The following is a 24,769-nucleotide window of genomic DNA, read 5'->3' on the forward strand; positions in this document are numbered from 1 at the left end:
GCGGCGTCAGGCCGTCCAGCGCGGTTCGCGCGGCAGGCCAAGGCCGCGCTCGGCGATCAGGTTGCGCTGGATCTGGTTGGTGCCGCCGTAGATCGTGTCCGCCCGGCTGAACAGGAACAGGTTGGGCAGCGTATCCCATTCGTAATCCTGATGCGGCGTGACTTCGCCCGCCTGCCCCAGCACGTCCATCGCCAGCTCGCCAAGGCTGCGGCGCCATGTCGCCCACTGGATCTTGTAGGTCAGCGCGGCGCCATCCATGCGCGAATGATCGGTGTTGGAAAGCATCCGCAGCGCACCGTAACGCATCAGGCGCAGGCCGATCTCTGCCTTGGCCAAACGCTGGCGGATCAGCGGATCGCCCGCCGCGCCATTGGCTTTGGCGGCAGCGATGATCTCGTCCAATTCGTTGCGGAAGCCCATCTGCTGCCCCAGCGTGGACACGCCGCGCTCGAAGGCAAGCAGGCCCATCGCGATCTTCCAGCCTTCGCCCACTGTGCCGATGTAGCTGTCCGCCGGGCAGCGAGCGTCGGTAAAGAACGTCTCGTTGAATTCGGCATCGCCGTTGATCTGGCGGATGCCGCGGATTTCGATACCGGGCTGGTCGATCGGCATCATCAGGAAGGTCAGCCCGCGCGGGCCCTGGCTGCCCTCTTCCGTGCGCGTGACCACGAAGATCCAGTCCGAGATATGGGCAAGGCTGGTCCAGATCTTCTGGCCGTTGACCACCCATTCCCCGTCTTCCAGCCGCCCCTTGGTGCGTACGCCGGCAAGGTCGGACCCGGCATTGGGCTCCGAAAAGCCCTGACAGAAGATCGTCTCACCCGCCGCGATGCCGGGCAGGAAGCGTTGCTTCTGCTCTTCGGTGCCGAACGTCAGAATCGTCGGCCCAGCGAGTTCGATGCCGATGTGGTTGACGCGGCCCGGTACGCCGGCGCGGGCATATTCCTCGGCAAAGATCACCTGCTGGGCCAGCGTCGCATCGCGCCCGCCCCACTGCTCCGGCCAGCCGATGCACGACCAGCGATGTGCGGCGAGTTGCTTTTCCCATTCCTTGCGGCGTTCGGGGCTGCCGGTCAGCTTGGTGATGCCCTTGATGTCGCGGAATTCACCCGCCATCTGGCCGTTGAGCCAATCGGCGCATTCCTGGCGAAAATGCTCATCCGCCTGCGAAAATCCCAGCTTCATGCCGCTTCTCCCAAAATCATCGCGGCCACCTGTTCGCGGTGCCAGTCCCCCTTGCCCAGCAGCGTCTGGATCGAACGCGCGCGCTTGAAGAACAGATGCGTGTCATGCTCCCATGTGAAGCCGATACCGCCGTGGAGCTGAATCATGTCCGCCGCGCAGCGAAAAGCGGTATCGGCGGCGAAGGACTTGGCGGCATGGAGTGCCAGCGGAGCTTCCTCGCTCCCCTCGTCCACCGCGCAGGCCGCCCAGTAAACGGCCGAACGGGCCTGCTCGATTTCCACCATCATGTCGGCAAGGCGGTGCTTGTAGGCTTGGAAAGAGCCGATCGGCCGGCCGAACTGCACGCGCTCCCGCGCATATTCCACCGTACGATCCAGGCTGGCCTGCGCCCCGCCCAGCGCTTCGGCAGCCAGACCGACCAGCGCGGCGCGGTTGGCCGCGGCGAGCGCTTCGGCCGGGTCGGCAAGGGCTTCCGCCGCAGCGCCGTCGAAACGCACTTCAGCCAGCGGGCGCGTCTGATCCATCGTCGTCTGCGCAGAGACGGAAACCCCCGCCGCATCGCGCCGCACCAACCATGCGCCGCTGCCGTCGGTGACCACGAAAAGTTCGGCCAGCGCACCATGCGCAACGAAGCCGGAACCGCCGGTCAGCTTCCCATCGCGCACTTCCAGCCCGGCATCTTCGACGAAAGCGGCAATCGTCTCACCGGATAGAAGCGCGGGTAGCCACGCCTCGCGCTGCACCTTACTGCCGCCTGCCGCAATCGCCTGCGCGGCCAGCATCAGGCTGCCCAGCATCGGCAACGCAGCCACATGTGCGCCTGCCGCCTCGGCAAGGATGGCCAGTTCGACAAGGCCAAGGCCCGCCCCGCCCACATCCTCCGCGATGGAGATAGCGGAAAAGCCCAGTTCCTGGCAGAAATCACGCCACAGCGCCCGGTCGATGCCTTCACCCTCCATTGCCGCGCGCGTGCGCGCACTGGTCGCATTTTCGGAGAAGAAGGCACGCGCCGTCTCCGCAATCATCCGCTGTTCGTCGGTAAACGTGAATTCCATTTCAATCCGCTTTCACGATCTCAAGCACCCGACGGTCGGGCCCGCGCAGAGCGCGGCCGTGTTCGCATCACGCCACCCTGCGTAGCCGCCAGCGCCACGGCACTTGCGTCCTCCCGTCGCGCCCTCACCAATGCGGCAAATTGTGCGATTGATATCACGCTATATTACGCAAACTACCTTTTCAAGGTACAATTTGCGTATTTTTTACCTCAAAAATATCCGCATAAAATCCAGAGAGGGCGGCCCTGCCACTGAACGATCCTCAATGTACCCCTTGGGTGACGCCTGAATCGAGAGGGAACCATCTCGCAAACAGGAAACCATTTAACGGAACATAAACGGGCTATTATCGAATCTATATCCATATTTGCGCATTGATTTAATGTTTTTACGACGCATATTGCGATTTGAAAAACATAACGAGAGGATTGCAAACGATGGGCCAGACAGGCACCCCATTCCATCCCCAGCAGGCGCTCGATTTCACCGGAAAGACAGTTCTCGTCACGGGCGGTGGCGTCGGTATCGGGAGAGCCGTGGCGGAAAGTTTCAACGACGCCGGCGCCCAGGTGATCATTGCCGAGATCGATGCCGAACGCGCGAAGGCCGTGGAAGCCGACCTGCCCGGCACACGAGTCATTCAATGCGATGTGCTCAAGCGTGCAACCCCGAAGGTTCTTGCAGAGCGGATCGCGTCGGAATTCGGGAAACTGGACGTGCTCGTCAACAACGTCGGCCATTTCGTGCATGCACGCCCCTTCGAAATGCTGGGCGAAGACGAGATCGACGAAATTCTCGATACCAATCTCGGCCATATCCTGCGGATGGACCGCGCGATGATTCCCCTGCTGCGCGCGGCCGGGCACGGGTCCTCCATCATCAACATCACGTCGATCGAGGCCTATCGCGGCATCCCCTATTGCTCGGTCTACGCGGCTGGCAAGTCGGGGCTGGTGGGCTTCACCAAGAGCCTTGCACTCGAACTCGCCCCCGAAGGCATCCGCGTCAACGACATCGCCCCGGAAACCACCGATACGCCGCAAGTCGCGCTGGGCCTCATGATCCCGCTCGAACACCGCGACCATATGGACAAGTGGATCCCGCTCGGCCGCTTCGGCCATCCATCCGATTGCGCCGGAGCCGCGCTCTATCTTGCAAGCCCGCTTGCCTCCTGGGTGACCGGAACAGCCATCCACGTTGACGGAGGCGCACTCGCGGCCTCGGGCTGGATGCAGACCCCGCAAGGCGAATGGACGGTTGTACCGATCATCAGCGCCAACGGCCTCAAAGTCCCGTCATGACGCCGCAGGACGAGGATCGCGCCGCCCTGCGCCGCGCCGCCGCACTCTATGCGCGGGGCGCCGACCGCCGCTCAAAGGATGACTGGCGCGCAGTTCTTGCAGAGGAGGTGGAAATCGCCGGCCCCGGTTTCGTGGCGAGCGGTATCGAGGCCTGCCTGCAATCCATCGATTTTCTGACGCACGCGTTCAAGGCCACCCGCCACATCGTCCACGATCAGATCGTGGAAATAGCGGGCGACCACGCCAGTGGAGAGACCCTGTGCACGGCGGAACATCGCATTGCGAATGCAGAGGGTCCAGACGCCCTGATGTGCTGGGCGATCCGTTATCAGGACGAATGGCGGCGGGATGGTGCCGACTGGCGCTTCACCCGCAGGCACCTGATCGTCGACTGGGAAGAGAACCGGCCGGTCGGCGATCCGGGCCCGCCGCCCCCGCCGAATGAAAACCGATAGAACCACAATTGTACGGAGAGATTGTCCATGAAAGTTCTCGTCGTTGGGGGCACTGGCGCCCTTGGGGGCCATGCCGCCCTTCATCTTGCGGCAAAAGGCCATCAGGTCACCATCACCGGGCGCGGTATAGGCGCCAATGCCGCCACGCCGATGGCCAAGCTCGCCTATCTCCAGGGCGACTATGTGACCGGCGATTTCACCCCGGATCGACTGGCGGGGTTCGACTGGGTCGTCTTTGCCGCCGGTAACGATCCGCGCCATGTGCCCGCAGGGGCGGACTTCGGGGCATGGCTACGCCACGCCAATGACGTGGCCATTCCCGCGTTCTTCGCCGCCGCACGCGAGGCGGGCGTATCCCGTGCGGTGCAACTCGGCAGCTTTTACCCCCAGGCCGCTCCGCACCTGCTGGACGGCAATGTCTACATTCAATCGCGCCTTGCCGCCTGCGAAGGGGCGCGTGCCGAGGGTCGCGCTGGCTTTGACGTCTGCAGCGTGAATGCCCCCTTCATGGTCGGCACCGTCCCCGGCCTGCCCAGCGCGATCTTCGAACCTTACGCCCAGTGGGCCAAGGGAAACCTGCCGATCCCGCATTACGCACCGACCGGCGGCACCAATTTCATGTCATTCACTTCGCTTTCCGAAGCGATCGAAGGCGCGCTGGAACGGGGCGCCCCGGGCAAGGCCTATCTCGTCGGTGACGAAAATCTGTCGTTCCGGGATTACTTCCAGATGTTCTTCGACGCGGCCGGCCGGCCCGATGTGCAACTGGAGGAACGGGACGCGGAAATGCCCCTGCTGCCCGACGTGGCGATCCCGCAAGGGCGCGGCAACTTCATCGATTACCAACCCGATCCCGTGGAAACCGCTCTGCTCGGCTATCGGCGGCAAGATGTCCGCGCGGCCGTGAACGATATCGCCGCCCAGTACGGATAGGACGGATAGACGCTATCGGCCGGCGCAATAGCCGGCCGATGGCATCATCCTTTGGCGACGGCGCTGACGCCGACCACGCCATTGGTGAACTTCACCGTCTTCACCGCGATCGATGTTTCCACGTGCTGCACCCCTTCGACCGCCATGATCTGGCGCACCGTGACCTCGTGCAAATCCTCGATCTCGCGATAGAAGCACGTGGTCATGATGTTGAAGGGGCCCAGTGTCGTCATGATCGAATGAATCGTCGGAATCTGGCGCAGTTCGCGGGCGATCTGCTTGAACCGCGTCATGTCCGCCTGAATCGAGACGAAGGCGGTCTTGGTGCTGCGGTCCAACTTGGGACTGATCAGCGCGGTGAAGGCGATCAGGCCATCCTGCTGCAGCCGCTTCAGCCGCAGGCGGATGGTGCCTTCATTGACCCCCAGATCGGCGGCGATGCTGCGGTTGGAAATGCGCGCGTCCTTGGAAAGGATCGCGATGATGCGGTGATCGAGATCGTCGAGATCGGGCCAGCTCATTCCGCGTCCTCCACCGAATCCAGACCGAACTTGATGATGTCGAGCCCGATCGACTGCGTGATCGAGCGGATGCCCGCCACTTTCGAGAACTTCCTGGTCACGAACTGCGAAAGATCGTCCACGTTGGGCAGGGCCAGCAGCACGCTCACTTCGTAGCGGCCCGTCACCAGATAGGCGGCGAAGACTTCCTCGAACTGCGCCAGTTCCTCTGCCACGTCGCCCGGCGCGCGCCCACTGACCTCGATGCCGATGTAGATCAGCACGTGATAGCCATGCACCGCGAAGTCCGAGACGGCGACCACGCGCAAGGTGCCGGATTCCTCCATGCGCCGCATCCGGGCGGAAACGGTGGTGGGCGCGATGTCGAGCGCCTTGGCGATCTGCTGGTGCGTGGCGCGGCCATTGCGCCGCAACTGCTCCACGATCTTCAGGTCCGTTTCATCGAAGTCCGCCAGATCGTCCATGCCCTCGCCCGTTTCTTTCCCATCGTTGCCGATAAGCGAAGGGTCTTGCCAGTATCGAAACGGCACGTCGAATCGAAAGCGCTTCTCCGCATTGGGAAATCCCCGGGCTTGATCGATGCTCAATCGCGTAGCAGCGAGCCGCCATTGACGTGCCAGAGCTGGCCGTTGACCCATTCGCCGTCGTCCGAAGCGAGGAAGGCCACCGCGCCAGCAATATCGTCCGGCTGGCCAAGCCTGCGGTGCGGGATCGCGTCCAGCATTCCGGCCACATAGTCGTCGGTCAGGTGCTGGGCCACCGCCTCGGTCATCACCACGCCGGGGCAGATGCCGTTGGCACGCACGCCCTTCTTGCCGAACTTGCGCGCGACATGACGGACCAGCGCATGAAGCGCATTCTTGGTCATCGGATAGGCGACCTGCAGCGGATTGCCAGAGATCGCCGCGCCGGACGAGGTATAGATCATCGCCCCCCCGCCGCGCTCCAGCAGCACCGGCAATGCGGCCTGCGTGGCGAGGAAATGGCTCTTCGCATTGATCGCGAAGGACCGGTCCAGAACCTCCTCCGTACAGTTGAGCACGTCGATATCGCCCTCCGTCCCGCCCGCGAGGTTGGAGTGGTAGAAGTCCAGCCCGCCGAATTCCGCCAGTGCCGCCGCCACGATCCCGGCCTGCGACGCGGCACTGGTGCCGTCCAGCCGCATGCCGATCACCTTGCCGCCCGCCGCGCGCAGGGTCTGCGCGGTATCCAACGCCCATTCCTCGACGATGTCGCCGATCACCACTGCCGCACCCTCGGCCGAGAGGCGGCGCGCCGTTGCCGCACCGATGCCGCGCCCCCCGCCGGCAACGATGCCGACTTTGCCGCTCAATCCGCGCATTACCCGTACTCCTGAATTGTCTTTGGCCGGCCGAGGCCGATCACACTTGCGGGCGCCGGTCCTTCCACGGCGCGGCCTGTTCCAGCTGCCCCGCAAGCCGCAGCAGTCCCGCCTCGTCGCCGTAACGGCCGACGAACATGACGCCGATCGGCAGGCCCGCCTTCGACATGCCCAGCGGCACCGACATGGCGGGCTGGCCAGTCATGTTCTCCACTTGCGTAAAGGGAGAGAACGCCGCCGCGCGCGCCCCCCATGCGGCAAAGTCGACGCCCGGCGTCAGATTGATCTTGCCCAGTTCCAGCGGCGGCGCGGCCAGCGTGGGAGAGAGGATCACGTCGTAATCGGCCATGAACTGCGCCATCGTCAGCGCCGCCGCCTGCAGCGCATTGTTGGCCCGCACATAGTCCATGCCGGTGACGTGCTGGCCCATCTCGACGAAAGCCAGCGTGATCGGTTCCAGCACATCGGGGCCCACCGGAATGCCGGTGGCCTTGGCCCGGTCCAGCATATCCGCCGCCACGGAAGAGGCGATCAGCGCGAAACCGGCCGCGCCAAGGGCGGCGACGTCCAGCTTCGGCGCGGCTTCGACGACCGCGTGGCCAAGGCTTTCGCAGAGCCGCGCGGCGGCCAGCGCGGCATCGCGGCACTCGGGATCGATCGGCGCGCGGGAGGGCGCCTCCAGCATCAGCGCGATGCGCAGCTTGCCCGGCGCCTTGGTCACTTGCGCCAGGAACGTCTCGTACGGCGTCGGCGCGGAATAGCGGCTGCCGGGCTCCACACCGTGCGTAACATCAAGGATCGCCGCGGAATCGCGCACGCTGCGCGTTACTGCGTGATGGACCGAAAGGCCGCCCCACCCTTCCGTGCGCGGCGGCCCCATCGGCACGCGGCCCCGACTGGGCTTGAGGCCGAACAGGCCACAGCACGATGCCGGAATGCGGATCGATCCGCCGCCATCGGTGGCGTGCGCGGCCGGGATTACCCCCGACGCCACCGCCACCGCCGCCCCGCCCGACGAACCACCGGCGATATGCGCCGGGTTCCACGGATTGCGGGTAGCGCCGGTCACCTGGTTCTCGGTCGTGCCGGTCAGGCCCAGTTCGGGCACCGCGGTCTTACCGAAGACGACGAAGCCCGCCTTCTCGATCCGGCGGACCAGTTCGGAAGTCACGTCCGGACGGTAGTCCTTGAAGAACCGGCTACCGTTCCCGGTCGGCAGACCGGCGATATAGGTGTTCAGGTCCTTGAGCAGCCAGGGCACGCCGCGAAACGGGCCATCGGGCAAACCCTTGGCAATCGCGGCCCGGCCATAGTCGTAGTGCCGCTGCGCCATGAAGTGGAAGCGCGGGTCGAGCGCCTCCGCCCGGCCGATCGCGGCATCGAGCAGTTCGGTGGGCGAGACCTGACGCACCCGCACCATTTCCGCCAGACCCACGGCATCGTGCGTGTCTAGCGGATGGCCTGAGCCTGCCCTTGCAGCCTTTGCTGCAAGGGCAGGTGCGGCGGCAAGCCCCCCGGCCGCCGCCGCACCTGCGATCATCGTGCGACGGGTCATCGACGTTCCTTCTCCCGGCATGTCCGCCATGTTCAATCCTGCCGTGCGTAGAAGCGGGAATAGAACTTGCGGAACTGCGGGATCGGTCCATCACCGTCGCAGATGATCGGAGAGGGCTCAAATTTCTGGCGGTCCCACACCACCTTGTCCTGATCGAATTGCTTGCAGATGTCGCGGATCAGGCCCTTGGCCAGCCGCCCCATCGGTCCTTCGGCCTGCGCCTTGGGCTGGGTGAAGCAGAAGCGAGCATGGACGTGATCCTCGCTCACCGGCGTAAGGCAGGCGATCATCAGCGTTTCGGAAATACCGGTAAAGCGCGTCCAGCTCTGCCCCGGGCCCATCGTGTCATAGCTGATAAGGCCGTCCACTTCACCCATCGGCGTGCCCATCTTCGCCTTCACGTCGGCGCCGCGGCCCCATTCGCCCCAGCGCAGTTCGCCTTCCGGCACATTGGCGGTGCCGTGGATGTACTTGAAGTGGGCGAAGTCCACGCCGTTTTCGGCCATATTCTGCAGCGAACCCCAGACGTTCCATTCGTGGACCTCATAGTCGGTCCAGTCGGGATCGGTTGCCTCCGGCAGCACAGCCACTTCCCATAGCGGATCGGCGTCCTCGGGGTGATACCAGACCCAGATCCAGCGGTTCACCTCCACCACGTGCCAGGTGCGCACGCACTTGCGCTTTACCTGCGGCGGGATCACGCGGGCATAGGGAATTTCCTTCACCACGCCCTCATCCCCGTCATAGCGCCAGGCGTGAAACGGACATTCAAGCAGATTGCCGTTGACCTTGCCGCCGTGCCCCATGTGCGCGCCAAGGTGGCGGCAATAGGCATCGACCACGCGCACCTGCCCGTCTTCCCCGCGCCACATCGCCAGATCCTTGGCGAAGTAATGCAGCGGCTTCACCTCACCCACCGCAAGGTCGGCGGAGAGGTCGATCGGATACCAGCCGAACGGGATGCCGTTGTTCAGGTTGCGCGTCTCGACCGAGGCGCGGCCTTTCACTTCGGCAAGGCGCCAATCGACCAGGTCCTGACCGCGCAGTTTTTCGAGAATCTGCCAGACGGCAACAGGCGGCGTGCGCGCATCGCTGGCGGCGCGCGGATCGGCTTCGGACATGGGTACCTCTCCGGTCATGACTTGAGATCGAAAACCCTGATCGCGTTTTCGCGCAGGAACTTGGGCCAGACGTGATCCTTGAACGGCACGTTCTCCATGTCGGAAAAGATGCGTTCCAGGCTGAGGCCCATCGGGAAATAGCCGGCGTAAAGGATCTTCTCCGCGCCGCGCGTATTGGCGTAATCGACGATCGCCTTGGGGTAGTGCTTGGGCGCGAAGGCGCTGGTCGAGTAATAGAGGTTCGGCCACTTCAGCATCAGCTTCACGGCCAGCGCCTCCCATGGCTCCGCCCCGTGGCGCATGACGATCTTCAGGTCCGGGAAGAACCAGCAGACCTCGTCCAGATGCTCAACCTTCTGCGTTTCCATCGGGATGCGCGGGCCGGGGATGCCGACGTTGAGCAGCACCGGCAGGCCCAGTTCCTCTGCGCAGGCGTAGATCGGGAACATGTACTTGTGGTTGATCGCCACTTGCGGCAGCGTTCCCGCCGGAAAGCAACTGATCGCCGACAGGCCGACTTCGGCATGAATCCGCCGGATGCGCCGCACTTCCTCCATCCCGCGATTGGGATCGACCGGCAGGTCGAAGAAGAAGCGGTTCCCGAACATCTCCTTCGCGCGGTAGGACGTGGCATTGTCGTTCCAGCCGACCATGGCCTTGTCCACGTTGTGGCGGTCCATCTGCGCGACGGTCCAGGCCACGAAATCGTCCACGTCGCCGGTCTGCGGAATGTCCTTGAACATGTATTGCGCCGGCATCGCGAACTGCTGGATCGTCTGCTGATCCTTGATCAGCGGGCGGAACGGCGCGAACCATTCGGAACGGTCCTCCGCTTCCGGAATGCCGAGCATGCAGTCGATGATGCCGATGTCACGGGGCATACCCATGCCTTGTGTTCTCCTGTCGGTTGTCGCTGTCACTTGGCGGAGGCCAGTTGTGGCCACAGCGCCCGCAGCGCGATCTTGTCGATTTTCTGGGAATGGTTGCGCGGCAGCGGCCCGGACGAGAAAACGACACGGGCGGGCGCCTTGTAGCGGGCCAGCCGTTCCGCTACCCATTCGCGCACTTCCTCCTCGCCCAGTCCGTCCGCCTGCACGACGGCAACAAGCAGCTCGCCAAGGCGGTCGTCCGCTATGCCGAACGTCGCGCATTCCATGATCTGCGGCAGTTCGCTGAGGACACGTTCGACCTCGGCGCAATAGATGTTCTCGCCGCCCGAAATGACCATGTCCTTCGAACGGTCGACGATGGTGATGTAGCCATCGTCATCCTGAAAACCGATGTCGCCGGTGCGCAGCCAACCGTCCCCGGTCAACACGGCCGCGGTCTCTTCCGGGCGGTTCCAGTAACCAGTCATGACCATGGCGCTGCGCACCATGATCTCCCCGCTTTCGCCGCTTGCGCATTCGCTGCCGTCGTGGCGGACGATGCGCAGATCTACCAGAGGCAACACGCGCCCGGCCGAAGCACGCGAGCGCAGGAAATCCTCGCCCACAGCCTGCGCGATGGCGCCCGAAGTCTCGGTCATGCCATAACCTGTGCCCAGCAGCGAATGCGGGCAGAGACGGCGCACTTCCTCCAGCAGATTGAGCGGCAGGGCCTGACCGCCGGAACCGATGTTCCGTAGTGAGGATAGATCGGCGTCGGCAAGCTGCGCCTTGTGCACCATGTCCCACAGCATCGTCGGCACCGTGGAAAGCTGCGTTACCTGCTCCGCCGCGATCAGCCGCACCGCCTCCGCCGCGTCCCAGCGGCGCATCGTCACGATCTTCCCGCCCGACAGCATCGGCGCAAGAAAGCCCGAGCCCAGTCCGGAAATGTGGAACAACGGATAGACCAGCAGGATCGCCTGCGGCGGCACTTGCGCCATGATCGTTTCGACCGGTAGGCCGTATTGGCGGGCCATGCCGTGGAGCACCATGGCCCCGGTCAACTGCGTACCCAAAAGGCCCGTAATCAGGCTGCGGTGGGAAAGAACCGCGCCCTTGACGCGCCCGGTCGTCCCCGACGTGAACAGAATGGCGCAAGGATCGCCGGGTGCAGCGGGGACCAGTTCGCCCGGCTTCACGCCGGTATCGTCCAGCGGCTGCGTCAGGTCGATCACGCGTCCCGCAAAACCGCCCGAACGGATCGCCGCAGCGCGTTCGCCATCGACGATCGCCAGAGCGGGCGACACATTGTCGATCATCGCGGCGAGTTCGGCCGGCGAGCCCCGGCTGTTGAGCACGACGGCCACACCGCCGGCACGCACGACCGCAAGGAACGCCACCATCCATTCCGCGCGATTGCGCATGGAGATCGCAACACGATCGCCGCGCACGATCCCGAGATGGCCGACAAGCCGGTCCCGCCATGCGAAGACTTCGGCATAAGTCAGCCGGCGTTCGCCCTTAGGCCCATCGAAATCGACAATCATCGTCGCATCACCGAAGCGCCGCGCGGTTTCGAGCAATTGGGCGAGGTCCGACGGTGCCTGCACGAAGATACGCAGGCCATCCCGCTCCCCGATCTCGAACGGAGAGCCGGGCGCGGTGACTTGCGCGAATACCGGATCGACGCGGCTCATGCGGCGCTCCCGCTCTCGTACGCCGACGCCGCGCATCTCGCCCGCGCCGCGCCGGACACCCCGGCAATCCGAGCCGAACCTGTGCCTGACATTGCCTACCTCTCGATTCGTATCGTTCTCGTTATGCGCTGAGGATATTACGCATATCGCGTATTTCAAGACAATTATTTTTACGCGCTTTAGAAGCCATACAACGGGAGCGCCCGGCCATTCATGGCCTAGGCGAGATTGGCTGAAATCGGCCATATTCCGCCATTATCTGGTGCATACCTCTAAATGTCGATGCACAGATCGTTTGCACACATCGAAAGCCTCCGCCTCAATTCGCGCATACCATATAACGCATTTATTCGTATTTTTTATGTTTACATTCTACGCGTTTTGAAGAATTCAATAGTGCAACGAGCCGGCCGGACAACACGCCGCCCCGATGCGGGAGCCAGGTGGAACCGGACCGGAGCCAGAGGGAAGGACAGGAAAGGCATGCACCGCGATCTCGAAGAACGGGTGGCAATCGTGACCGGCGGTAGCGACGGCATCGGCCTCGCCACCGCCGCGCTACTGGCGCGCAAGGGCGCCCGCGTGGCGATCTGCGGACGCCGGCAGGAACGGCTCGAACTCGCCAAAGCCGCTATCGAAGCTGAAGGCGGCACGGTGGAAGCCATTCGCCTCGACGTGTCCGATTTCGACTCGTTGGCCGCGATGATCGCCGATATCGGGCGGCGCCACGGCCGGCTCGACATGCTGGTCAACAATGCGATGTCGACGCACTACGCCCCGATCGACCGCCTGACCGTCGACCAGTGGCGCAAGGACTTCACGGTCAATGCCGACGCCGCATTCGTCGCCACCAAGGCGGCGATGCGGATGATGGCGCAGGGCGATGGCGGGTCGATCGTCAACGTCGCTTCCACGTGCGGCATTCGCGCTGCCGCCAACATGGCGAGCTACTCGGCATCCAAGGCCGCGCTTGTCCATTTCAGCGCGGTCGCGGCGATGGAAGGGGCGCCTCTCGGCATCCGTGTGAATGCGGTGGTCCCGGGGCAGGTTCAGACCGCCGGAACCGAGGAATTCGCCGCCCGCGCGCCGCAGATCGCCGCGTGCACTGCCGAGGCGATCCCGATGGGTCGCGGCGGACGGCCAGAGGAACTCGCCCGCGCCATCGTTTTCCTGCTCTCTGACGAGGCCAGCTACGTGACCGGCGCGGCCCTGCCGGTGGACGGCGGCAAAGCCGCGCAGCTCTACTTGCCGTCCTGAACGGCAGCAGAAAGGCCGAAAACAAGGCCCAATACCTAAAAAACAAGACAATCGATGGGAGACAAGAGATGCCGAAACGCCGCGCAAGAACTGCATTTCGCCTGCTGATCGGAGCCAGCACCCTCGCCTTCGCCGGACAGGCCCTAGCGCAGGAGTCAAGTGCCCCGCAGCAGACCGGCGTGCACACCACCGGCCTCAACGAAATCGTCGTCACCGCGCAGAAGCGCTCGGAAAACCTGCAGGACGTGCCGATCGCGATCAGCGCCATTGGTGCCGACAAGATCGAGCAACTGCGCATACAGGATTCCCGCGATATCAGCGGCCTCGCGCCCAACGTCACGATCGTGCAGGGCACCACCAGCAACTCGGCAGCCGTGTTCTCGATGCGCGGCATCTCGAACGGCGGCAGCGAAAGCTTCGGCGTCGACGCGGCGAACGGGCTCTATGTCGACGGCGTCTACATCGCCCGTTCCGGCGCGATGGGGCTCGACGTCATGGACATCCAGCGCGTCGAAGTGCTGCGCGGGCCGCAGGGCACGCTGTTCGGGCGCAACACCACCGGCGGCGCGATCCATTTCATCTCCCGCCAACCCTCGGAGACATTCCGCCTCAAGGCCGAGGCGGGGTATGGCAACTTCGATGCCTGGAACGGCAAGATCATCCTCGATCCAGGCCAGATCGCCGGAATTTCCACGAGCTTTTCCTACAGCCACTCGCAGCGCGACGGCGTGGTCGACAACATCCTCCAGCCCAAGGATTCGAAAGACCCCGGCGCCCGCAACTCGGACGCGGTGCGCGCAGCCGCCCGCGTGGAACTGGGCGAAACCGGCAGCATCCAGTACATCTTCGACTGGACCCGCATCGACGGCAGCCCGCAAGCCTTCCAGCTGACCAACGTGGCCGACGGCACCTACAATCCGCCGGTGGACGTGAATGGCCAGTCGGTGGTGGTCGTCCAGCAGGCCCCGGTCGCGCAATATCTCGCCGCCGCCACCTTCACCGACCCCGAATGCGCCGCGCTGGCCGTGCCGACACGCCGCTATCGCAGCAAAGTCTGCAACAACGTGCTGGGCAAGGCGACCGACAAAACCTGGGGGCATAACCTGCAGGTCCAGAACGATTTCGGCGCCTTCAAGGTGAAGTCGACAACCGGCTATCGCTTCTGGCGCAGCTATGCTCTGGCCGATCTCGACGGCATCGGCCAGATCACCGGCCCGGCCTATACTAGTGCCTCGCTGTTCAACGGCATGCCGGAATCGCTGCTGCAATACATTCCCTCGATCCCCGCCGCTGCCCGGCCCTATATCGCCGCCGCCAGTGTGCCGACGACGACTCAGGACCTGTTCACCAGCGAGAACACGCGCCGCCACAAGCAGCTCAGCGAGGAAATCGAAGTCTCCGGCGATACCGACACGCTCGACTGGGTCGTCGGCGGGTTCTATTTCTGGGAGAAGGGCTCGGAAGACGGCTACCAAAACAGCGGCTACGTGCTCGACACCAATTCCATCTTCTCGTCCAACTTCGGCGCTCTCGGCCCGGCCTTCGTTGCCGCCAATCCCGCGCAGTACCGCCTCGTCACCACGATCGCCCGGCTGACCTATACCGCGCAGAGCGAAAGCCAGGCGCTTTACGGCCAGTTCACCTTCTATCCGGGCGGGCGTGACAGCGGCATCCGGCTGACGGCGGGCGGACGCTATACCTGGGACGAGAAGAAGATGATCCGCTTCCAGAACGGGGCCGCCCCGCTTGCCACGCCCGAGACGGGTGACGCGAAGTTCAGCAAGTTCACCTGGAACCTGATGGCGGGCTACGACGCCGCCCACGGCATCAATCTCTATGCCCGCGCGGCCACCGGCTATCGTTCCGGCGGCTTCAACTCGCAGGATCCGGTGATCACCGGCACCACCCTGCTCCCGCACTTCGAGCCCGAAACCGTGACGTCCTACGAAGTGGGCGTGAAGACCGAGCTGTTCAATCGCCACTTGCGACTTAACCTTGCCGCCTATCACAACATCTACAAGAACCTGGCGGTGAACATCCCGCGCACTGACGCGCCGATCGGCACGTATGCCACGCGCATCGGCAACGCCGGCAAGGTGATCTACAACGGTTTCGAGATCGAGACACAGGCGATCCTGACCGAGAACTTCTCGGTTGACGGCAATCTTGGTTACGTCGATATCAAGTACAAGGAGTTCCTTGCCGGGCAATCGACCATACCGGGTGCCGACCCGATCAATATCGCCTCTATCGTGACCCCGGGCTATACTTCACCGCTCACCGCCAACGCCGCCTTCAATGCCCAATTCCCGCTCAACTGGGGCAATGCCGCGATCAAGGCGCGGATCGGCTATACCCACGAAGATGGCAAATACAGCTTCACCAGCGTCACCTCGACTCCGTTCAACGAAGCGATCAAGGGCAGCGACCGCGACGTGATCGATGCCCAGCTCGGCATCGAGCAGATGCCACTCGGCGGCGGCGAGGCGAGCCTGCGGCTTTGGGTGAAGAACCTGACCAATGCCAAGGATCTCTATCGCGGCATCGACTTCGGCCAGCTCGGTTATGCCGGCGCCTATTACTCCGATCCGCGCACATACGGCCTGACGCTCGCCGTATCCTACTGACCGGAACCGGGCTGGTAGAGAGAATTCTACCAGCCCGGCCGGGCGTTGTATGTCCGCGCCCGATGCGGCCCGTTCCGGGTTACCCGAAATTGTAATGGCTGTCCTTGATGCTCCCAGCACATTCAATTTGAGCAGGTCTTCCGGTGCTACCGTCAGCGGATCACTGTCGAGGACGACAAGATCCGCTACCTTGCCCGGCTCCAGCGTGCCTGTGGCCGCTTCATAAAGGACGGCCATGGCCGGGGCCGGCCTGTCGGCGTAGCCTATGATCCGGTCAGCCATGCGCGGCAAGCACGAGGCAGACATAGGAAAGCACCTTTCCCACCACCAGAACCGTCTGCGGCAGCCCCGGCAAGAGATCTTCGAGATGTCCCAAGCTCGCAATTGCGATGACCGCGACGATGCCCACGCATACGGCGCCTGCTGTGATGAGAAAAGCGAGGGCATTGACCCAAAGAAAGCCACGCGTTTCCTCGACTTCATATGCAATGTTGAGGGCCGTGATAATGCTCGCGGCGCCGTTGCGGGCACCGAATAAAGCGAGCGCCAGCGCCAGGAACAGTCCGAAACCTTTCCTTTGCGCAGAGGTCTGTTCAAGATTGAGCAGCTGTTCGCCGATCAGCTTGGCAGCCTGGTCAGGCAGCACCTCGCTCATGCTTGTGACATGATGCACGATATCCTGCGGATCCGCGACAAGGCCGTAGCTGAGGATGGCAGCGCCCAGCAGCGGGACTAGGGCAAGGAAGCCGTAGTAGGCCACGCCTGCCGCCACGAGGCTTATGTTGTCGTCGCTCGTCTCCCTGAAGGTTCTGACGAGAATTTCGCTCCAGGCGGCCCTCGACATCCGCCACGGCGTTGAAGCGCTGCTGCAGGATTTCGGCGGCGCGTCAGCCCGGTCTCCAGAAACGCCGATCCCGGCCGAGTTTAGACGCCTCATCGGCGAACCATTGCTGACAAGGCGCCCGGCAACATCGCCGGGATTTTGGCCTGACGCCGCGCGAGGCGCTTTGGGAATGATGCTCTCTCCACGACCCTGCCATCTTCCTCGCCCTCCTTTGAACGCAAACGCCGCCATCGTTTCCGCGTTCCAGAGGGATGAGCCGGCACAGGTCCAGCAATCGCAGCTGCAAAAATGCACGTGCCTGCTTATCGATCCGCCACCGATGCGCGAGGAGAGCGTTCTGGAATATCGCACTGATTGAATGGAGGCAGATCTGGAAATCTCTCGTGGGGTCGCATTCCTATGGACGATAACTTGTCTTCGACGCGTGCTCGGAGAGACTGGCTACGTGCCACCTTCTCCTGACCGGGCTTCAATTTCTCATTGCAGTGCGGGTTCTCAGCCAAAGCGCATGGCTGCTGCTCTCACGCTGGCCAATCGACGTATGAGCTTTCCACGTCTGCTCGCGGCAATACTGATGAGCTCGATACTGGCTGCATGTGCGACCATGCCGCCCAGAACGCCTTACAGCCTGGGCGATCTGGCGCAGACCCCGGCCGTGCAGGCGCAGCCCATCCGCTTTTGGGCCAAAGGCGATGACGCCGCCTATAGCCGGTGGGGCGAGACTTTGCGCCAGGATCGCGCGGCGAGCGGGCTCGCGGCTCCTGCAACGCTGCTGGCGCTTTCAGGCGGGTCGGATAAGGGAGCGTTCGGTGCCGGCCTCCTCACAGGCTGGTCCCGGACGGGATCCCGGCCCGAATTCGATATCGTCACCGGGGTCAGCACCGGGGCATTGATCGCGCCTTTCGCGTTTCTGGGATCTGCGGAAGATCCGACGCTCACGGCGATCTACACCAATATCAGCAGCAAGGACATTTACCGCAAGCGAGTTCTGGGCGGCCTTCTCGGCGGTCCGAGCCTGCTCGACAGCCGGCCGCTCGCCGCGCTGATCGCGCGCTATGTCACCCCCGCCCTGCTCGACCGGATTGCTGCCGAGCATCGGCGCGGGCGGCGTCTGCTGGTGATGACCACGCAGCTCGACGCTCAGCAGGGCACGATCTGGGACATGGGCGCTATCGCCGCAAGCAATGAACCCGAACGCGCCGCGCTGTTTCGGCGTGTCCTGCTCGCTTCGGCAAGCATTCCCGGCGCTTTCCCGCCAGTACTGATCGACACGACAATCGGCGGTCGCCGGATCAGCGAGATGCACGTCGACGGCGGCGCCATCGGCGGTTTCTTCACGCTGCCGACAGGCTTGATTGCGGCCAACCCGGCCGCCCCGCGATCCAATGCCGCGATCTTCCTCATATACAACGGCGTCCTCGAGCCCGATTTCGAGGTGGTGAAGCCCAGAACCTTGACCATCATGTCGCATGCCCTGGGGACGGTTCTCGGCCAGCTCGATCGAAACAATGCCGACGAGCTAAAGGCCTTTGCACGGGAACGCGGCATACCGTTTCATCTCTGTGCACTGGTGCCTACCGAAATCGATACCAAGGCCCCGCTGTTCGATCGCGACAATATGCGCGCACTTTATGCCATCGGCGAGGCTCGTGCGGGCCAGGCCACCGGTTGCCTGAAGCAGCCAGCATTTGTGCCGATCCTTCGTTGATCGCTGACCTGAAAGTATGGAGCCAGCCTTCGGATCAGCCTTACGCAGACAGCCTCGCTGCGGAAGCATTGGCGGCTTGTGAGCGGGCTGTCCGCTAACCCCGACCTTGCGGCCATCACGCCCTTGTGAAATTGATGCCGGTATGTGGAGCTTGTTTCATCGATACAGATCGCATCTGACGACGAAGGCTTTCCCGTTAGACGGGCTCGCGCTGATAAACGAGATGCGATGGCAATCGCTTCCTTGGATTATCCTTCCCATTGCTCCATTTGGTATCTGCAAGATGCTGGGCGTTTCGGGTGCCATTGAGGCATGGAGCGTGGGAGCTTTTCTATGTCTGAGCGCAATAGGCTTCGCCCTAGTCTCCTGAGAGTTTTTCCTAGATCCCCTGCGAAACGACTTCGCGGATGCGCGCGAGCGGGCGAAGAAAAATCGGAAATAGCCAACGTCCTTCCCCCACCTCCACAAACGGGAATGGCAGAGTTGCAGGGTTTTAATCCGGAACCTGCCTGACCGGACTCGCCGACATTGCTGCCGTCGGCAGCATATGTCATCATCTGGCAATGAGGATCATTTCGATAGCTATACTTTTAGTGCTCGGCGGCTGCGACCAGCAAAGTCAGCGCATTTGGAACTGCTCCTCCAAGCCAATAAATGTTAAAAAATTACTAGATAATGGTTGTCAATATAATGATGTGATCAAGGCTCGAAGCTATCTCGTTTCGATGCTTGGTGGTGTACAAATTATTGCGCTCGAAGTTGGCGATAAGGGTAATCGGCACATCATTTGGTCGCGGGAACAATCTCGATTAGACTTTTCCTCTTCTGCCGATGATGCTTGCGGAAAAAAATTGGATGGGGTCGCTGGCGAGCAGCTTTACGACCGCTAACCCAACATTTCTGCCATTCAGCGCGCTCTGGAACTCCCCAATAGCTGCCCATTGTTCAGGAAGAAGATTGTCTTTGCGGCATGGCAACGCAGACCATCTGCTTTCGGGATCGTTAAAGTGGCTTCCGAATGACTGAATTCGGCCAGTCTTGGGTATTTAGAATGGAAAAGCGGACGAGCCGCACCTAGGAACGGAAAATCAGCGGCTGGACGGCCGCAATGGGCGCGTAGCAGCCTCTTCCGTGGTCGACCCTTGCCAGACGCTCGGCCTCCGATTTTCACTCCTCAGGTGCAGACCTGCCGCTTTCCAAACCTGGTCGACCGGGATGGCCGATAGGCGAATGTCCGGTTCAGAGCGCAGAAACTGGGATAGCTGCCGTTCACGCTGGGTCGCTTGCCGACCAACTCAATCTGTTCCTCTCAGGCTGTCGGAATAGCGGCTCCTGACACAACCTGACAGATGGCGGCTTTTCACTATTTTAATCCGGAACCGGTCATTCCGGAGCCGCCGACATTTTGCTCGGTCCGCTTTGGAGCGCCAAAACGGGAGATCGGACATTCCGATCACATCTACGTGATGAGCACATCTGCCAACATTCAGGTCATAGCGGTGCGCTATCAGGCGACCTGAAACCTGTCATACGCTCAGTCCGCCAGTCTTGTTGGCACGATGGCGTTGTGCTGACAGAACGGTTTTGGCGAGCTAGGCGGGCCAAAACCGCCATAGCCATGCTCGGGACCATAGCCGCAGGACCGATCAAGCAGGAGCGTTCTCGTCCTCCTTCACGCGTTTCGAGGCTAGTAGGCTACCGATGTTGATCGGGGAGAAAGCGTCGTCCGCCCAATGGGGCGTTGAACCAGGAATACCGTATCGGAACGGACGGCCATTCGGAATGTGAAGCGTCCCGAACATCCAGTCGAAAATCGACAGGAATATGCCGAAATTGCGATAGTTGCCGCCGTCCTTCCCATAGCCATGATGGCTGTGGTGGATGCCCGGCGAAATGAAGATGTGTTCGAGGCCCCGGAACATCGGCCCGAAGATGCGATGCCGCCGAATGGTATCGTCCCAACGGAAATCGCTATGCGTGAAGATACCCCAGAACGAGAAGATCACGACGGCGAAACCGGCAGCCTTGGCTTGGCCCAGATAGACCGCCAGCGACATTACCCACGTTAATCCGGCCACAAGTGCCCAGAAAAGACTGATGCGGAAATTCAGCAATACGTTCACGTATTTTGCAGTGTGGTGGGTGCGATGCATCCGCCAGAGCCAGTCGAACCAACGGCTATCTTTCAGGATGTGCGATCCGCGATGAACCCAGTAGTTCGCAAATTCTGCAAGCAGGGTGATGACTATCACGGCGGGCACGAAGGGAACCCAGCTTAGCGCGCCCCTCCCGGCGGGAAGTAGCCAGCCGATCAAAGCTGCAACAGCAACCGCTCCAAGAGGGCGGACGACGGCCCCGGCAAAGATGCAGATGCCGTTCACAAACCAGTCGCCTCGGCTGTAGATCGCCCGGTGCCGCCCCGTCACGATCTCCGCAACAAGAATGATCCCGGTAACCGCCAGAACCCATTGGCCAAGATTTTGCATTGTCGGCAATCCTCCTGTCGAGACAATCAGAGAGCAACGCAAAAACGTCCAATGCATTGTTGGCTACTTTTTGATAACTTGCGCGTTGATGCTCGACCTTCGCCGCCTGAGATACCTCGTCACCCTGGCGCGGCGCGGCAATTACGCCCGCGCCGCCGACGACCTTTGTCTCTCCCAGCCCGCTCTGACCCGCTCGGTCCAGTCGCTCGAACGACAGTTAGGAATGCGCCTATTTGATCGTGATCGAAGCGGAGTGAGCCTGACGCCTCAGGGTCAAGTGTTCGTAGATGGCGCGGCTGTGCTGCTTGAAAATGCCGAGGAGTTGGAGCGGCAGGCCGGTCTGACGGCAATGGGCAAGCAGGGTCGCGTGGGCTTTGGCATGGCCCCCATGCCGGCGCGGGCGCTGCTGAAGGATGCCTTGCATGGACAGCTTCATTCAGCGCCCCATCTCACCAACGATGTAGTCGTACGCAATGTCGAGGCACTTTGGCCGCTTCTGGTTGCCGGGGAGATAGAGTTCTTCGTCAGCGCCGAAGGTCAGGTGCCGGACGCACCGGCCGTTCGTGCCGAAGTGCTGGGTTCTTTTCCGATCAGCTTCATTGTCCGCAAGGGTCATCCCCTTCTTGCAACAAACTCGTCAGGAACGTTTCCGACGCTCGTTTCGAGCCGGGCCGGGAGCTCAATTCCCGAAGATCTTCGACAATACGCCGATGGCCCCCCCCATGTGGTCGAGGATTTTGAAACGCTTTTGGCAGTGACGTCCACGTCCGACGCGATCTGGCAGTCATCAACCTACGCCATGGCCGAGGAGATAAAGTCAGGGCTTTTGGAAGAACTACCTCGCGACCATGATGCCCAACCACGTGAAGCTCGGATTGTGATGTATGCGTTAGGCCGTCGCTCCCAATCGCCCGCCGCCCTTGCGCTTAAACAGGCATTTCGTCAGCGCATCCGGCACCTGTCAGAAATGCGGCATGTATCAAGAATGCCTTCCTCGCGTCCGGATGAATGACTGCTTTGTCGGCGTGTCCGGAACGGCACCTTCCAGATTAAAATAGCGAAATGCTGCCGTTCGCTCGCGGGTGAACTGGACTGACAGAAGCCGCCCGAATTCAGTCATTCGGTATCCACTTTGACGATCCCGAGAGCGGTCGGTCTGCGTTGCTACGCCGCGTGGATAAAATTGCCTGAACGATTGGAAGCTGTCGGGAAGTCCCTGAGCAGGCGCTGAATGGCAGAAATGTTGGGGTTGGCTGACTGTCAGCTTTTATCCTGCCGGTCTGAAAAGCGGACATGCGCCAATTGCTTGCGGGCTATTCCACGAGCGGGATACAGGGCTGTGTAAGCCAGTATGTCTGTGTTTCTTGGGAACACCAAAAGCCCTCGAACATACTGGCGATCTTCAGGTCTTGGAATGCCTCTGCTTTTCCAAGAATCAGTGTGTAGAAGCTATCCCAGTGGACCCATGCCAGAAGTGAGCGATCGGGGGCGATCAAGCGTTTCACGCCATATTGTGGAAGTTCAGCCATTTCGTCCCACAATTCACCTTGTTCCAACAGACTAATGTCTACTAGGCCCTCGTCATCGCCAAATTCATCTCCCACGATCAACCGGTTATTACCGGCTCGTCTGAAAACGGTAGCGAGGTTGGTTTGCATCAGGGGTTCGAAACGCCCCTCGTTTGGCGGAAATATGCCATGCTGAGAGCAGTATGAGGAGAGTCGATCGGATTTCGCTGCGTCCGCAAGGCCATGTCTGAGGCCGCCGATGCTCGTTCGAAGAGCCTGATCCAATTCGCAATGGTCGGCAAAATCAGCTTGCTGACAGATCGTTCGCCAGCTGACCTGTCGCCCATATCGCTTTGCCGCGCCATCGACCCCTTCGAGATTTATATCCTTACCAACGCGTCGATTGGCCGCCTCTTCGTCCGCCCACTCCAATAAACCAAGCGCAGCAGGGACCTCTGAACCTGAAAGGACAAGCGTCCCGTGTTCGCACGTCTTAGGGTCTAGCCCTTCTACAGCGAAAAATGGGTGGAGGGCGACAAAGCCATGTGCGTATGCACCACTAAACCAAGGTAAGATTGGGGTGTCGTCCGGTGGTCCGAACTTATCACGATCATGCATATCCATGCCTCGTTCTAATTGCAAACCACTGTAATGTCAGCTTCCGAACTGGGCGCCTCTAGGACGAACGGCAACATTGTTGGCGGCTCGCAGAGCGGTAGCCGACAGGCTGCTAGGCCGGTGATGCGCAAGTTGAGGGAACTTTCGGAGGTGCCATCCGACCAAACCCGATAGGCATGGGGAACCACGTATCCCGCATCTTCTCGCCGGGCGCTGCTACCGGCCAATGCAACTGATGCACCCAAGCGATCATATCATTATCTGCCTGCCTGTCCCCGGTGCTCGTCAAAATGTAAGCTCCGTTGACGTCACCTTGCTTAGATATGCTGATGCACACTGCACCGGAAGCATTCAGCAAGGTCGATGGAACCGGTGGCAAATCTTGCGCATCTGCAATGCCTGCTATGGCGATTGCGAAAGAAATAGAGAAGGCTGCAGCACGTATCACCATCTTCGGGATGATCGCACGATAATATGAACTACCGCAATGTTGGCGGGTCCGGTTAGGCAGGTTTCGGATTAAAACACTGCAACTCTGCCATTCCGGTTGGTTGGGGTGTCCAGATAGGCGGCATTTAGGGCGGATACAGGGACAAGCGGACATCCCTCAATGCTGAGATCCCGCGATGGTGTAGTTGCAAACACGCCTAGCGAAATAGGCGGTAAACGTCCCGAAAGGCCCCTGCGATGGGAGGAACGGCGAACGCGAAGCCGACGTAGACTCCGATATCGCAAAGGTATGAGGGTGCATCGGCCTTGAACATTAACAGTACGATCAGGCCCGTAAGGCCAGACAGTACTGCACTTATTGTTTGGACCATTCCAGCTTCTCCTGCAGCGGCTTCAAGTTCACCACCTTCTTTACCTCTCATTTCCAGTGGGCTCGCACGCCTGGAACGATACAAACCTAGGCCTGCTATCGGGATCGTGCAATCCTGCCGGTCTGGTTTCGAGAGCCGGCCTGAGTGCCCGCTATGAGTGGAAAGTTGGGGTTAGCCGCCTTTCACCGTTGGACGGTGCACCCACTTCTGAACAGTAGCGGTCGCCTTTGCGAGGAGAATGGGAAGTGCGTCAGTTGCTCCCTCCCAGCACTCGTCGAACTCGCTTTCGTCATCGGTATCGACGGATCGAGCCGATACAACAATACGACCGGCAAAGGGCGGATCTATTGAGATTTGAAAACACTCGAACGGCCGTAGCCCCGGCAGGTAAGCGAACCTAGCGGGCTGATCCGCCCAGTCGGTAAAGAGCTTTTTGACCGTCGCTTGCGCCCTGTCAAACGACGCCGGGAATTGGGCCGGGGGCGACACGTAAAACTGGGCCCCCTTTCCATGCTCAATCGGTAACGGATTCGAGCGGCGGAGTGGCCTTCTGCAGAAGGCCGCTCCGCCGCTTTTCGCGCAATCTATAGCTGTCGCCGCGGATGGTGATGACGTGGCTGTGGTGCAGCAGACGATCGAGAATGGCGGTAGCGACGACGGGGTCGCCAAAGACCGTTCCCCATTCTCCCACGCTGCGGTTCGACGTGATCAGCATGGCGCCTCGCTCGTAGCGGCGAGATACCAGCTGGAAGAACAGGTGCGCAGCGTTAAGGTCGAAAGGCAGATAGCCAAGCTCATCAACGATCAGCAGTTTAGGTTTGGCAAGGAAGGACAATCGCTCTTCCAGGCGTCCTTCGCCATGGGCC

General features: G+C 61.7%; 24 protein-coding genes. 11 read left to right on the forward strand and 13 right to left on the reverse strand.

The features are described 5' to 3' along the window. Positions 1–6: 6 nt before the first annotated feature. Positions 7–1,185 (reverse strand): acyl-CoA dehydrogenase family protein, encoded by a 1,179-nt coding sequence (locus EDF56_RS23435; protein ID WP_132392151.1) that lies wholly within the window; start codon positions 1,183–1,185, stop codon positions 7–9. After that, positions 1,182–2,240, reverse strand: coding sequence for an acyl-CoA dehydrogenase family protein (locus EDF56_RS23440; protein ID WP_132392153.1), 1,059 nt, complete (start codon positions 2,238–2,240; stop codon positions 1,182–1,184). Before EDF56_RS23440 ends, EDF56_RS23435 begins: the two co-directional genes overlap by 4 nt. A gap of 437 nt (positions 2,241–2,677) precedes the next feature. On the opposite strand from EDF56_RS23440, the gene EDF56_RS23445 reads away from it, so the two are divergent. Genes EDF56_RS23445 through EDF56_RS23455 form a run of 3 tightly spaced genes read left to right on the forward strand, consistent with a single transcriptional unit; the run spans position 2,678 to position 4,929 of the window. Beyond that, positions 2,678–3,541, forward strand: coding sequence for an SDR family NAD(P)-dependent oxidoreductase (locus tag EDF56_RS23445; RefSeq protein ID WP_132392155.1), 864 nt, complete (start codon positions 2,678–2,680; stop codon positions 3,539–3,541). Continuing rightward, positions 3,538–3,996, forward strand: coding sequence for a nuclear transport factor 2 family protein (locus EDF56_RS23450; RefSeq protein ID WP_132392157.1), 459 nt, complete (start codon positions 3,538–3,540; stop codon positions 3,994–3,996). Before EDF56_RS23445 ends, EDF56_RS23450 begins: the two co-directional genes overlap by 4 nt. A 27-nt stretch (positions 3,997–4,023) precedes the next feature. Beyond that, on the forward strand, positions 4,024–4,929 hold the full coding sequence (locus EDF56_RS23455) for an NAD-dependent epimerase/dehydratase family protein (protein WP_132392159.1): 906 nt from the start codon (positions 4,024–4,026) through the stop codon (positions 4,927–4,929). 44 nt (positions 4,930–4,973) lie between these two features. Here the strand turns inward: EDF56_RS23455 and EDF56_RS23460 are convergent, their stop codons facing one another. Genes EDF56_RS23460 through EDF56_RS23490 form a run of 7 tightly spaced genes read right to left on the reverse strand, consistent with a single transcriptional unit; the run spans position 4,974 to position 12,034 of the window. Then, on the reverse strand, positions 4,974–5,450 hold the full coding sequence (locus EDF56_RS23460) for an Lrp/AsnC family transcriptional regulator (RefSeq protein WP_132392161.1): 477 nt from the start codon (positions 5,448–5,450) through the stop codon (positions 4,974–4,976). Then, positions 5,447–5,980: an Lrp/AsnC family transcriptional regulator gene (locus EDF56_RS23465; protein ID WP_243652812.1), complete on the reverse strand. Its 534-nt coding sequence runs from the start codon at positions 5,978–5,980 to the stop codon at positions 5,447–5,449. The genes EDF56_RS23460 and EDF56_RS23465 overlap by 4 nt, the downstream gene beginning before the upstream one ends. A gap of 53 nt (positions 5,981–6,033) precedes the next feature. Continuing rightward, the gene (locus EDF56_RS23470) at positions 6,034–6,792 is read right to left on the reverse strand and encodes an SDR family oxidoreductase (protein ID WP_132392163.1); all 759 of its coding nucleotides are present in this window, start codon (positions 6,790–6,792) and stop codon (positions 6,034–6,036) included. Between the two features lie 40 nt (positions 6,793–6,832). After that, positions 6,833–8,347 carry an amidase gene (locus EDF56_RS23475; protein WP_243652813.1) on the reverse strand — a complete coding sequence of 505 codons (1,515 nt, stop codon included), beginning with the start codon at positions 8,345–8,347 and terminating at the stop codon, positions 6,833–6,835. A gap of 32 nt (positions 8,348–8,379) precedes the next feature. After that, positions 8,380–9,468 (reverse strand): Rieske 2Fe-2S domain-containing protein, encoded by a 1,089-nt coding sequence (locus EDF56_RS23480; protein WP_132392165.1) that lies wholly within the window; start codon positions 9,466–9,468, stop codon positions 8,380–8,382. Positions 9,469–9,482: 14 nt separating this feature from the next. Beyond that, the gene (locus EDF56_RS23485) at positions 9,483–10,355 is read right to left on the reverse strand and encodes an amidohydrolase family protein (protein ID WP_132392167.1); all 873 of its coding nucleotides are present in this window, start codon (positions 10,353–10,355) and stop codon (positions 9,483–9,485) included. Positions 10,356–10,384: 29 nt separating this feature from the next. Then, complete coding sequence (locus tag EDF56_RS23490) at positions 10,385–12,034, reverse strand: class I adenylate-forming enzyme family protein (protein ID WP_132392169.1); 1,650 nt, start codon at positions 12,032–12,034, stop codon at positions 10,385–10,387. Positions 12,035–12,517: 483 nt separating this feature from the next. On the opposite strand from EDF56_RS23490, the gene EDF56_RS23495 reads away from it, so the two are divergent. Then, a complete protein-coding gene (locus tag EDF56_RS23495; RefSeq protein WP_132392171.1) occupies positions 12,518–13,291 on the forward strand; it encodes an SDR family oxidoreductase in 774 nt (257 codons plus the stop codon). A gap of 68 nt (positions 13,292–13,359) precedes the next feature. Further along, positions 13,360–15,918 carry a TonB-dependent receptor gene (locus tag EDF56_RS23500; protein WP_132392173.1) on the forward strand — a complete coding sequence of 853 codons (2,559 nt, stop codon included), beginning with the start codon at positions 13,360–13,362 and terminating at the stop codon, positions 15,916–15,918. 274 nt (positions 15,919–16,192) lie between these two features. On the opposite strand, the gene EDF56_RS23505 is transcribed toward EDF56_RS23500, so the two are convergent. Beyond that, positions 16,193–16,678, reverse strand: coding sequence for a YhjD/YihY/BrkB family envelope integrity protein (locus EDF56_RS23505; protein ID WP_243652814.1), 486 nt, complete (start codon positions 16,676–16,678; stop codon positions 16,193–16,195). A gap of 22 nt (positions 16,679–16,700) precedes the next feature. On the opposite strand from EDF56_RS23505, the gene EDF56_RS26505 reads away from it, so the two are divergent. The 4 genes from EDF56_RS26505 to EDF56_RS26100 all read left to right on the forward strand — a co-directional run bounded on the left by EDF56_RS26505 (position 16,701) and on the right by EDF56_RS26100 (position 19,990). After that, entirely contained in the window at positions 16,701–17,120 is a 420-nt protein-coding gene (locus EDF56_RS26505) for a hypothetical protein (protein ID WP_243652815.1), read from the forward strand. A gap of 66 nt (positions 17,121–17,186) precedes the next feature. After that, positions 17,187–18,470 carry a patatin-like phospholipase family protein gene (locus EDF56_RS23510; protein ID WP_165912347.1) on the forward strand — a complete coding sequence of 428 codons (1,284 nt, stop codon included), beginning with the start codon at positions 17,187–17,189 and terminating at the stop codon, positions 18,468–18,470. Positions 18,471–19,033: 563 nt separating this feature from the next. After that, entirely contained in the window at positions 19,034–19,360 is a 327-nt protein-coding gene (locus EDF56_RS23515; protein ID WP_132392177.1) for a hypothetical protein, read from the forward strand. 459 nt (positions 19,361–19,819) lie between these two features. Next, positions 19,820–19,990: a hypothetical protein gene (locus EDF56_RS26100; protein ID WP_165912348.1), complete on the forward strand. Its 171-nt coding sequence runs from the start codon at positions 19,820–19,822 to the stop codon at positions 19,988–19,990. 126 nt (positions 19,991–20,116) lie between these two features. Here EDF56_RS26100 and EDF56_RS23520 read toward each other — a convergent pair whose 3' ends face one another. After that, on the reverse strand, positions 20,117–20,956 hold the full coding sequence (locus tag EDF56_RS23520; protein ID WP_165912349.1) for a sterol desaturase family protein: 840 nt from the start codon (positions 20,954–20,956) through the stop codon (positions 20,117–20,119). Between the two features lie 88 nt (positions 20,957–21,044). Here EDF56_RS23520 and EDF56_RS23525 point away from each other — a divergent pair, with 88 nt between their 5' ends. Next, on the forward strand, positions 21,045–21,968 hold the full coding sequence (locus EDF56_RS23525) for a LysR family transcriptional regulator (protein ID WP_165912350.1): 924 nt from the start codon (positions 21,045–21,047) through the stop codon (positions 21,966–21,968). 301 nt (positions 21,969–22,269) lie between these two features. On the opposite strand, the gene EDF56_RS23530 is transcribed toward EDF56_RS23525, so the two are convergent. Beyond that, positions 22,270–23,088 carry a DUF2711 family protein gene (locus EDF56_RS23530; RefSeq protein ID WP_132392183.1) on the reverse strand — a complete coding sequence of 273 codons (819 nt, stop codon included), beginning with the start codon at positions 23,086–23,088 and terminating at the stop codon, positions 22,270–22,272. Positions 23,089–23,405: 317 nt separating this feature from the next. Here EDF56_RS23530 and EDF56_RS26105 point away from each other — a divergent pair, with 317 nt between their 5' ends. Further along, a complete protein-coding gene (locus tag EDF56_RS26105) occupies positions 23,406–23,555 on the forward strand; it encodes a hypothetical protein (protein WP_165912351.1) in 150 nt (49 codons plus the stop codon). 862 nt (positions 23,556–24,417) lie between these two features. Here EDF56_RS26105 and EDF56_RS23535 read toward each other — a convergent pair. Next, on the reverse strand, positions 24,418–24,769 hold a 352-nt coding region (locus EDF56_RS23535; protein ID WP_165912352.1), incomplete at its 5' end, for an ATP-binding protein.

The sequence above is a fragment of the Novosphingobium sp. PhB165 genome, assembly GCF_004341845.1.
Classification (GTDB): Bacteria; Pseudomonadota; Alphaproteobacteria; order Sphingomonadales; family Sphingomonadaceae; genus Novosphingobium.

What these genes read in the sequence shown, in the direction of transcription:
- EDF56_RS23435 (WP_132392151.1), bottom strand. Translation starts at nt 1,185, where the DNA reads ATGAAGCTGGGATTTTCGCAGGCGGATGAGCATTTTCGCCAGGAATGC.
- EDF56_RS23440 (WP_132392153.1), bottom strand. Translation starts at nt 2,240, where the DNA reads ATGGAATTCACGTTTACCGACGAACAGCGGATGATTGCGGAGACGGCG.
- EDF56_RS23445 (WP_132392155.1), top strand. Translation starts at nt 2,678, where the DNA reads ATGGGCCAGACAGGCACCCCATTCCATCCCCAGCAGGCGCTCGATTTC.
- EDF56_RS23450 (WP_132392157.1), top strand. Translation starts at nt 3,538, where the DNA reads ATGACGCCGCAGGACGAGGATCGCGCCGCCCTGCGCCGCGCCGCCGCA.
- EDF56_RS23455 (WP_132392159.1), top strand. Translation starts at nt 4,024, where the DNA reads ATGAAAGTTCTCGTCGTTGGGGGCACTGGCGCCCTTGGGGGCCATGCC.
- EDF56_RS23460 (WP_132392161.1), bottom strand. Translation starts at nt 5,450, where the DNA reads ATGAGCTGGCCCGATCTCGACGATCTCGATCACCGCATCATCGCGATC.
- EDF56_RS23470 (WP_132392163.1), bottom strand. Translation starts at nt 6,792, where the DNA reads ATGCGCGGATTGAGCGGCAAAGTCGGCATCGTTGCCGGCGGGGGGCGC.
- EDF56_RS23475 (WP_243652813.1), bottom strand. Translation starts at nt 8,347, where the DNA reads ATGACCCGTCGCACGATGATCGCAGGTGCGGCGGCGGCCGGGGGGCTT.
- EDF56_RS23480 (WP_132392165.1), bottom strand. Translation starts at nt 9,468, where the DNA reads ATGTCCGAAGCCGATCCGCGCGCCGCCAGCGATGCGCGCACGCCGCCT.
- EDF56_RS23485 (WP_132392167.1), bottom strand. Translation starts at nt 10,355, where the DNA reads ATGGGTATGCCCCGTGACATCGGCATCATCGACTGCATGCTCGGCATT.
- EDF56_RS23490 (WP_132392169.1), bottom strand. Translation starts at nt 12,034, where the DNA reads ATGAGCCGCGTCGATCCGGTATTCGCGCAAGTCACCGCGCCCGGCTCT.
- EDF56_RS23495 (WP_132392171.1), top strand. Translation starts at nt 12,518, where the DNA reads ATGCACCGCGATCTCGAAGAACGGGTGGCAATCGTGACCGGCGGTAGC.
- EDF56_RS23500 (WP_132392173.1), top strand. Translation starts at nt 13,360, where the DNA reads ATGCCGAAACGCCGCGCAAGAACTGCATTTCGCCTGCTGATCGGAGCC.
- EDF56_RS23515 (WP_132392177.1), top strand. Translation starts at nt 19,034, where the DNA reads ATGAGGATCATTTCGATAGCTATACTTTTAGTGCTCGGCGGCTGCGAC.
- EDF56_RS26100 (WP_165912348.1), top strand. Translation starts at nt 19,820, where the DNA reads ATGGCGGCTTTTCACTATTTTAATCCGGAACCGGTCATTCCGGAGCCG.
- EDF56_RS23520 (WP_165912349.1), bottom strand. Translation starts at nt 20,956, where the DNA reads ATGCAAAATCTTGGCCAATGGGTTCTGGCGGTTACCGGGATCATTCTT.
- EDF56_RS23525 (WP_165912350.1), top strand. Translation starts at nt 21,045, where the DNA reads ATGCTCGACCTTCGCCGCCTGAGATACCTCGTCACCCTGGCGCGGCGC.
- EDF56_RS23530 (WP_132392183.1), bottom strand. Translation starts at nt 23,088, where the DNA reads ATGGATATGCATGATCGTGATAAGTTCGGACCACCGGACGACACCCCA.
- EDF56_RS26105 (WP_165912351.1), top strand. Translation starts at nt 23,406, where the DNA reads ATGCTGATGCACACTGCACCGGAAGCATTCAGCAAGGTCGATGGAACC.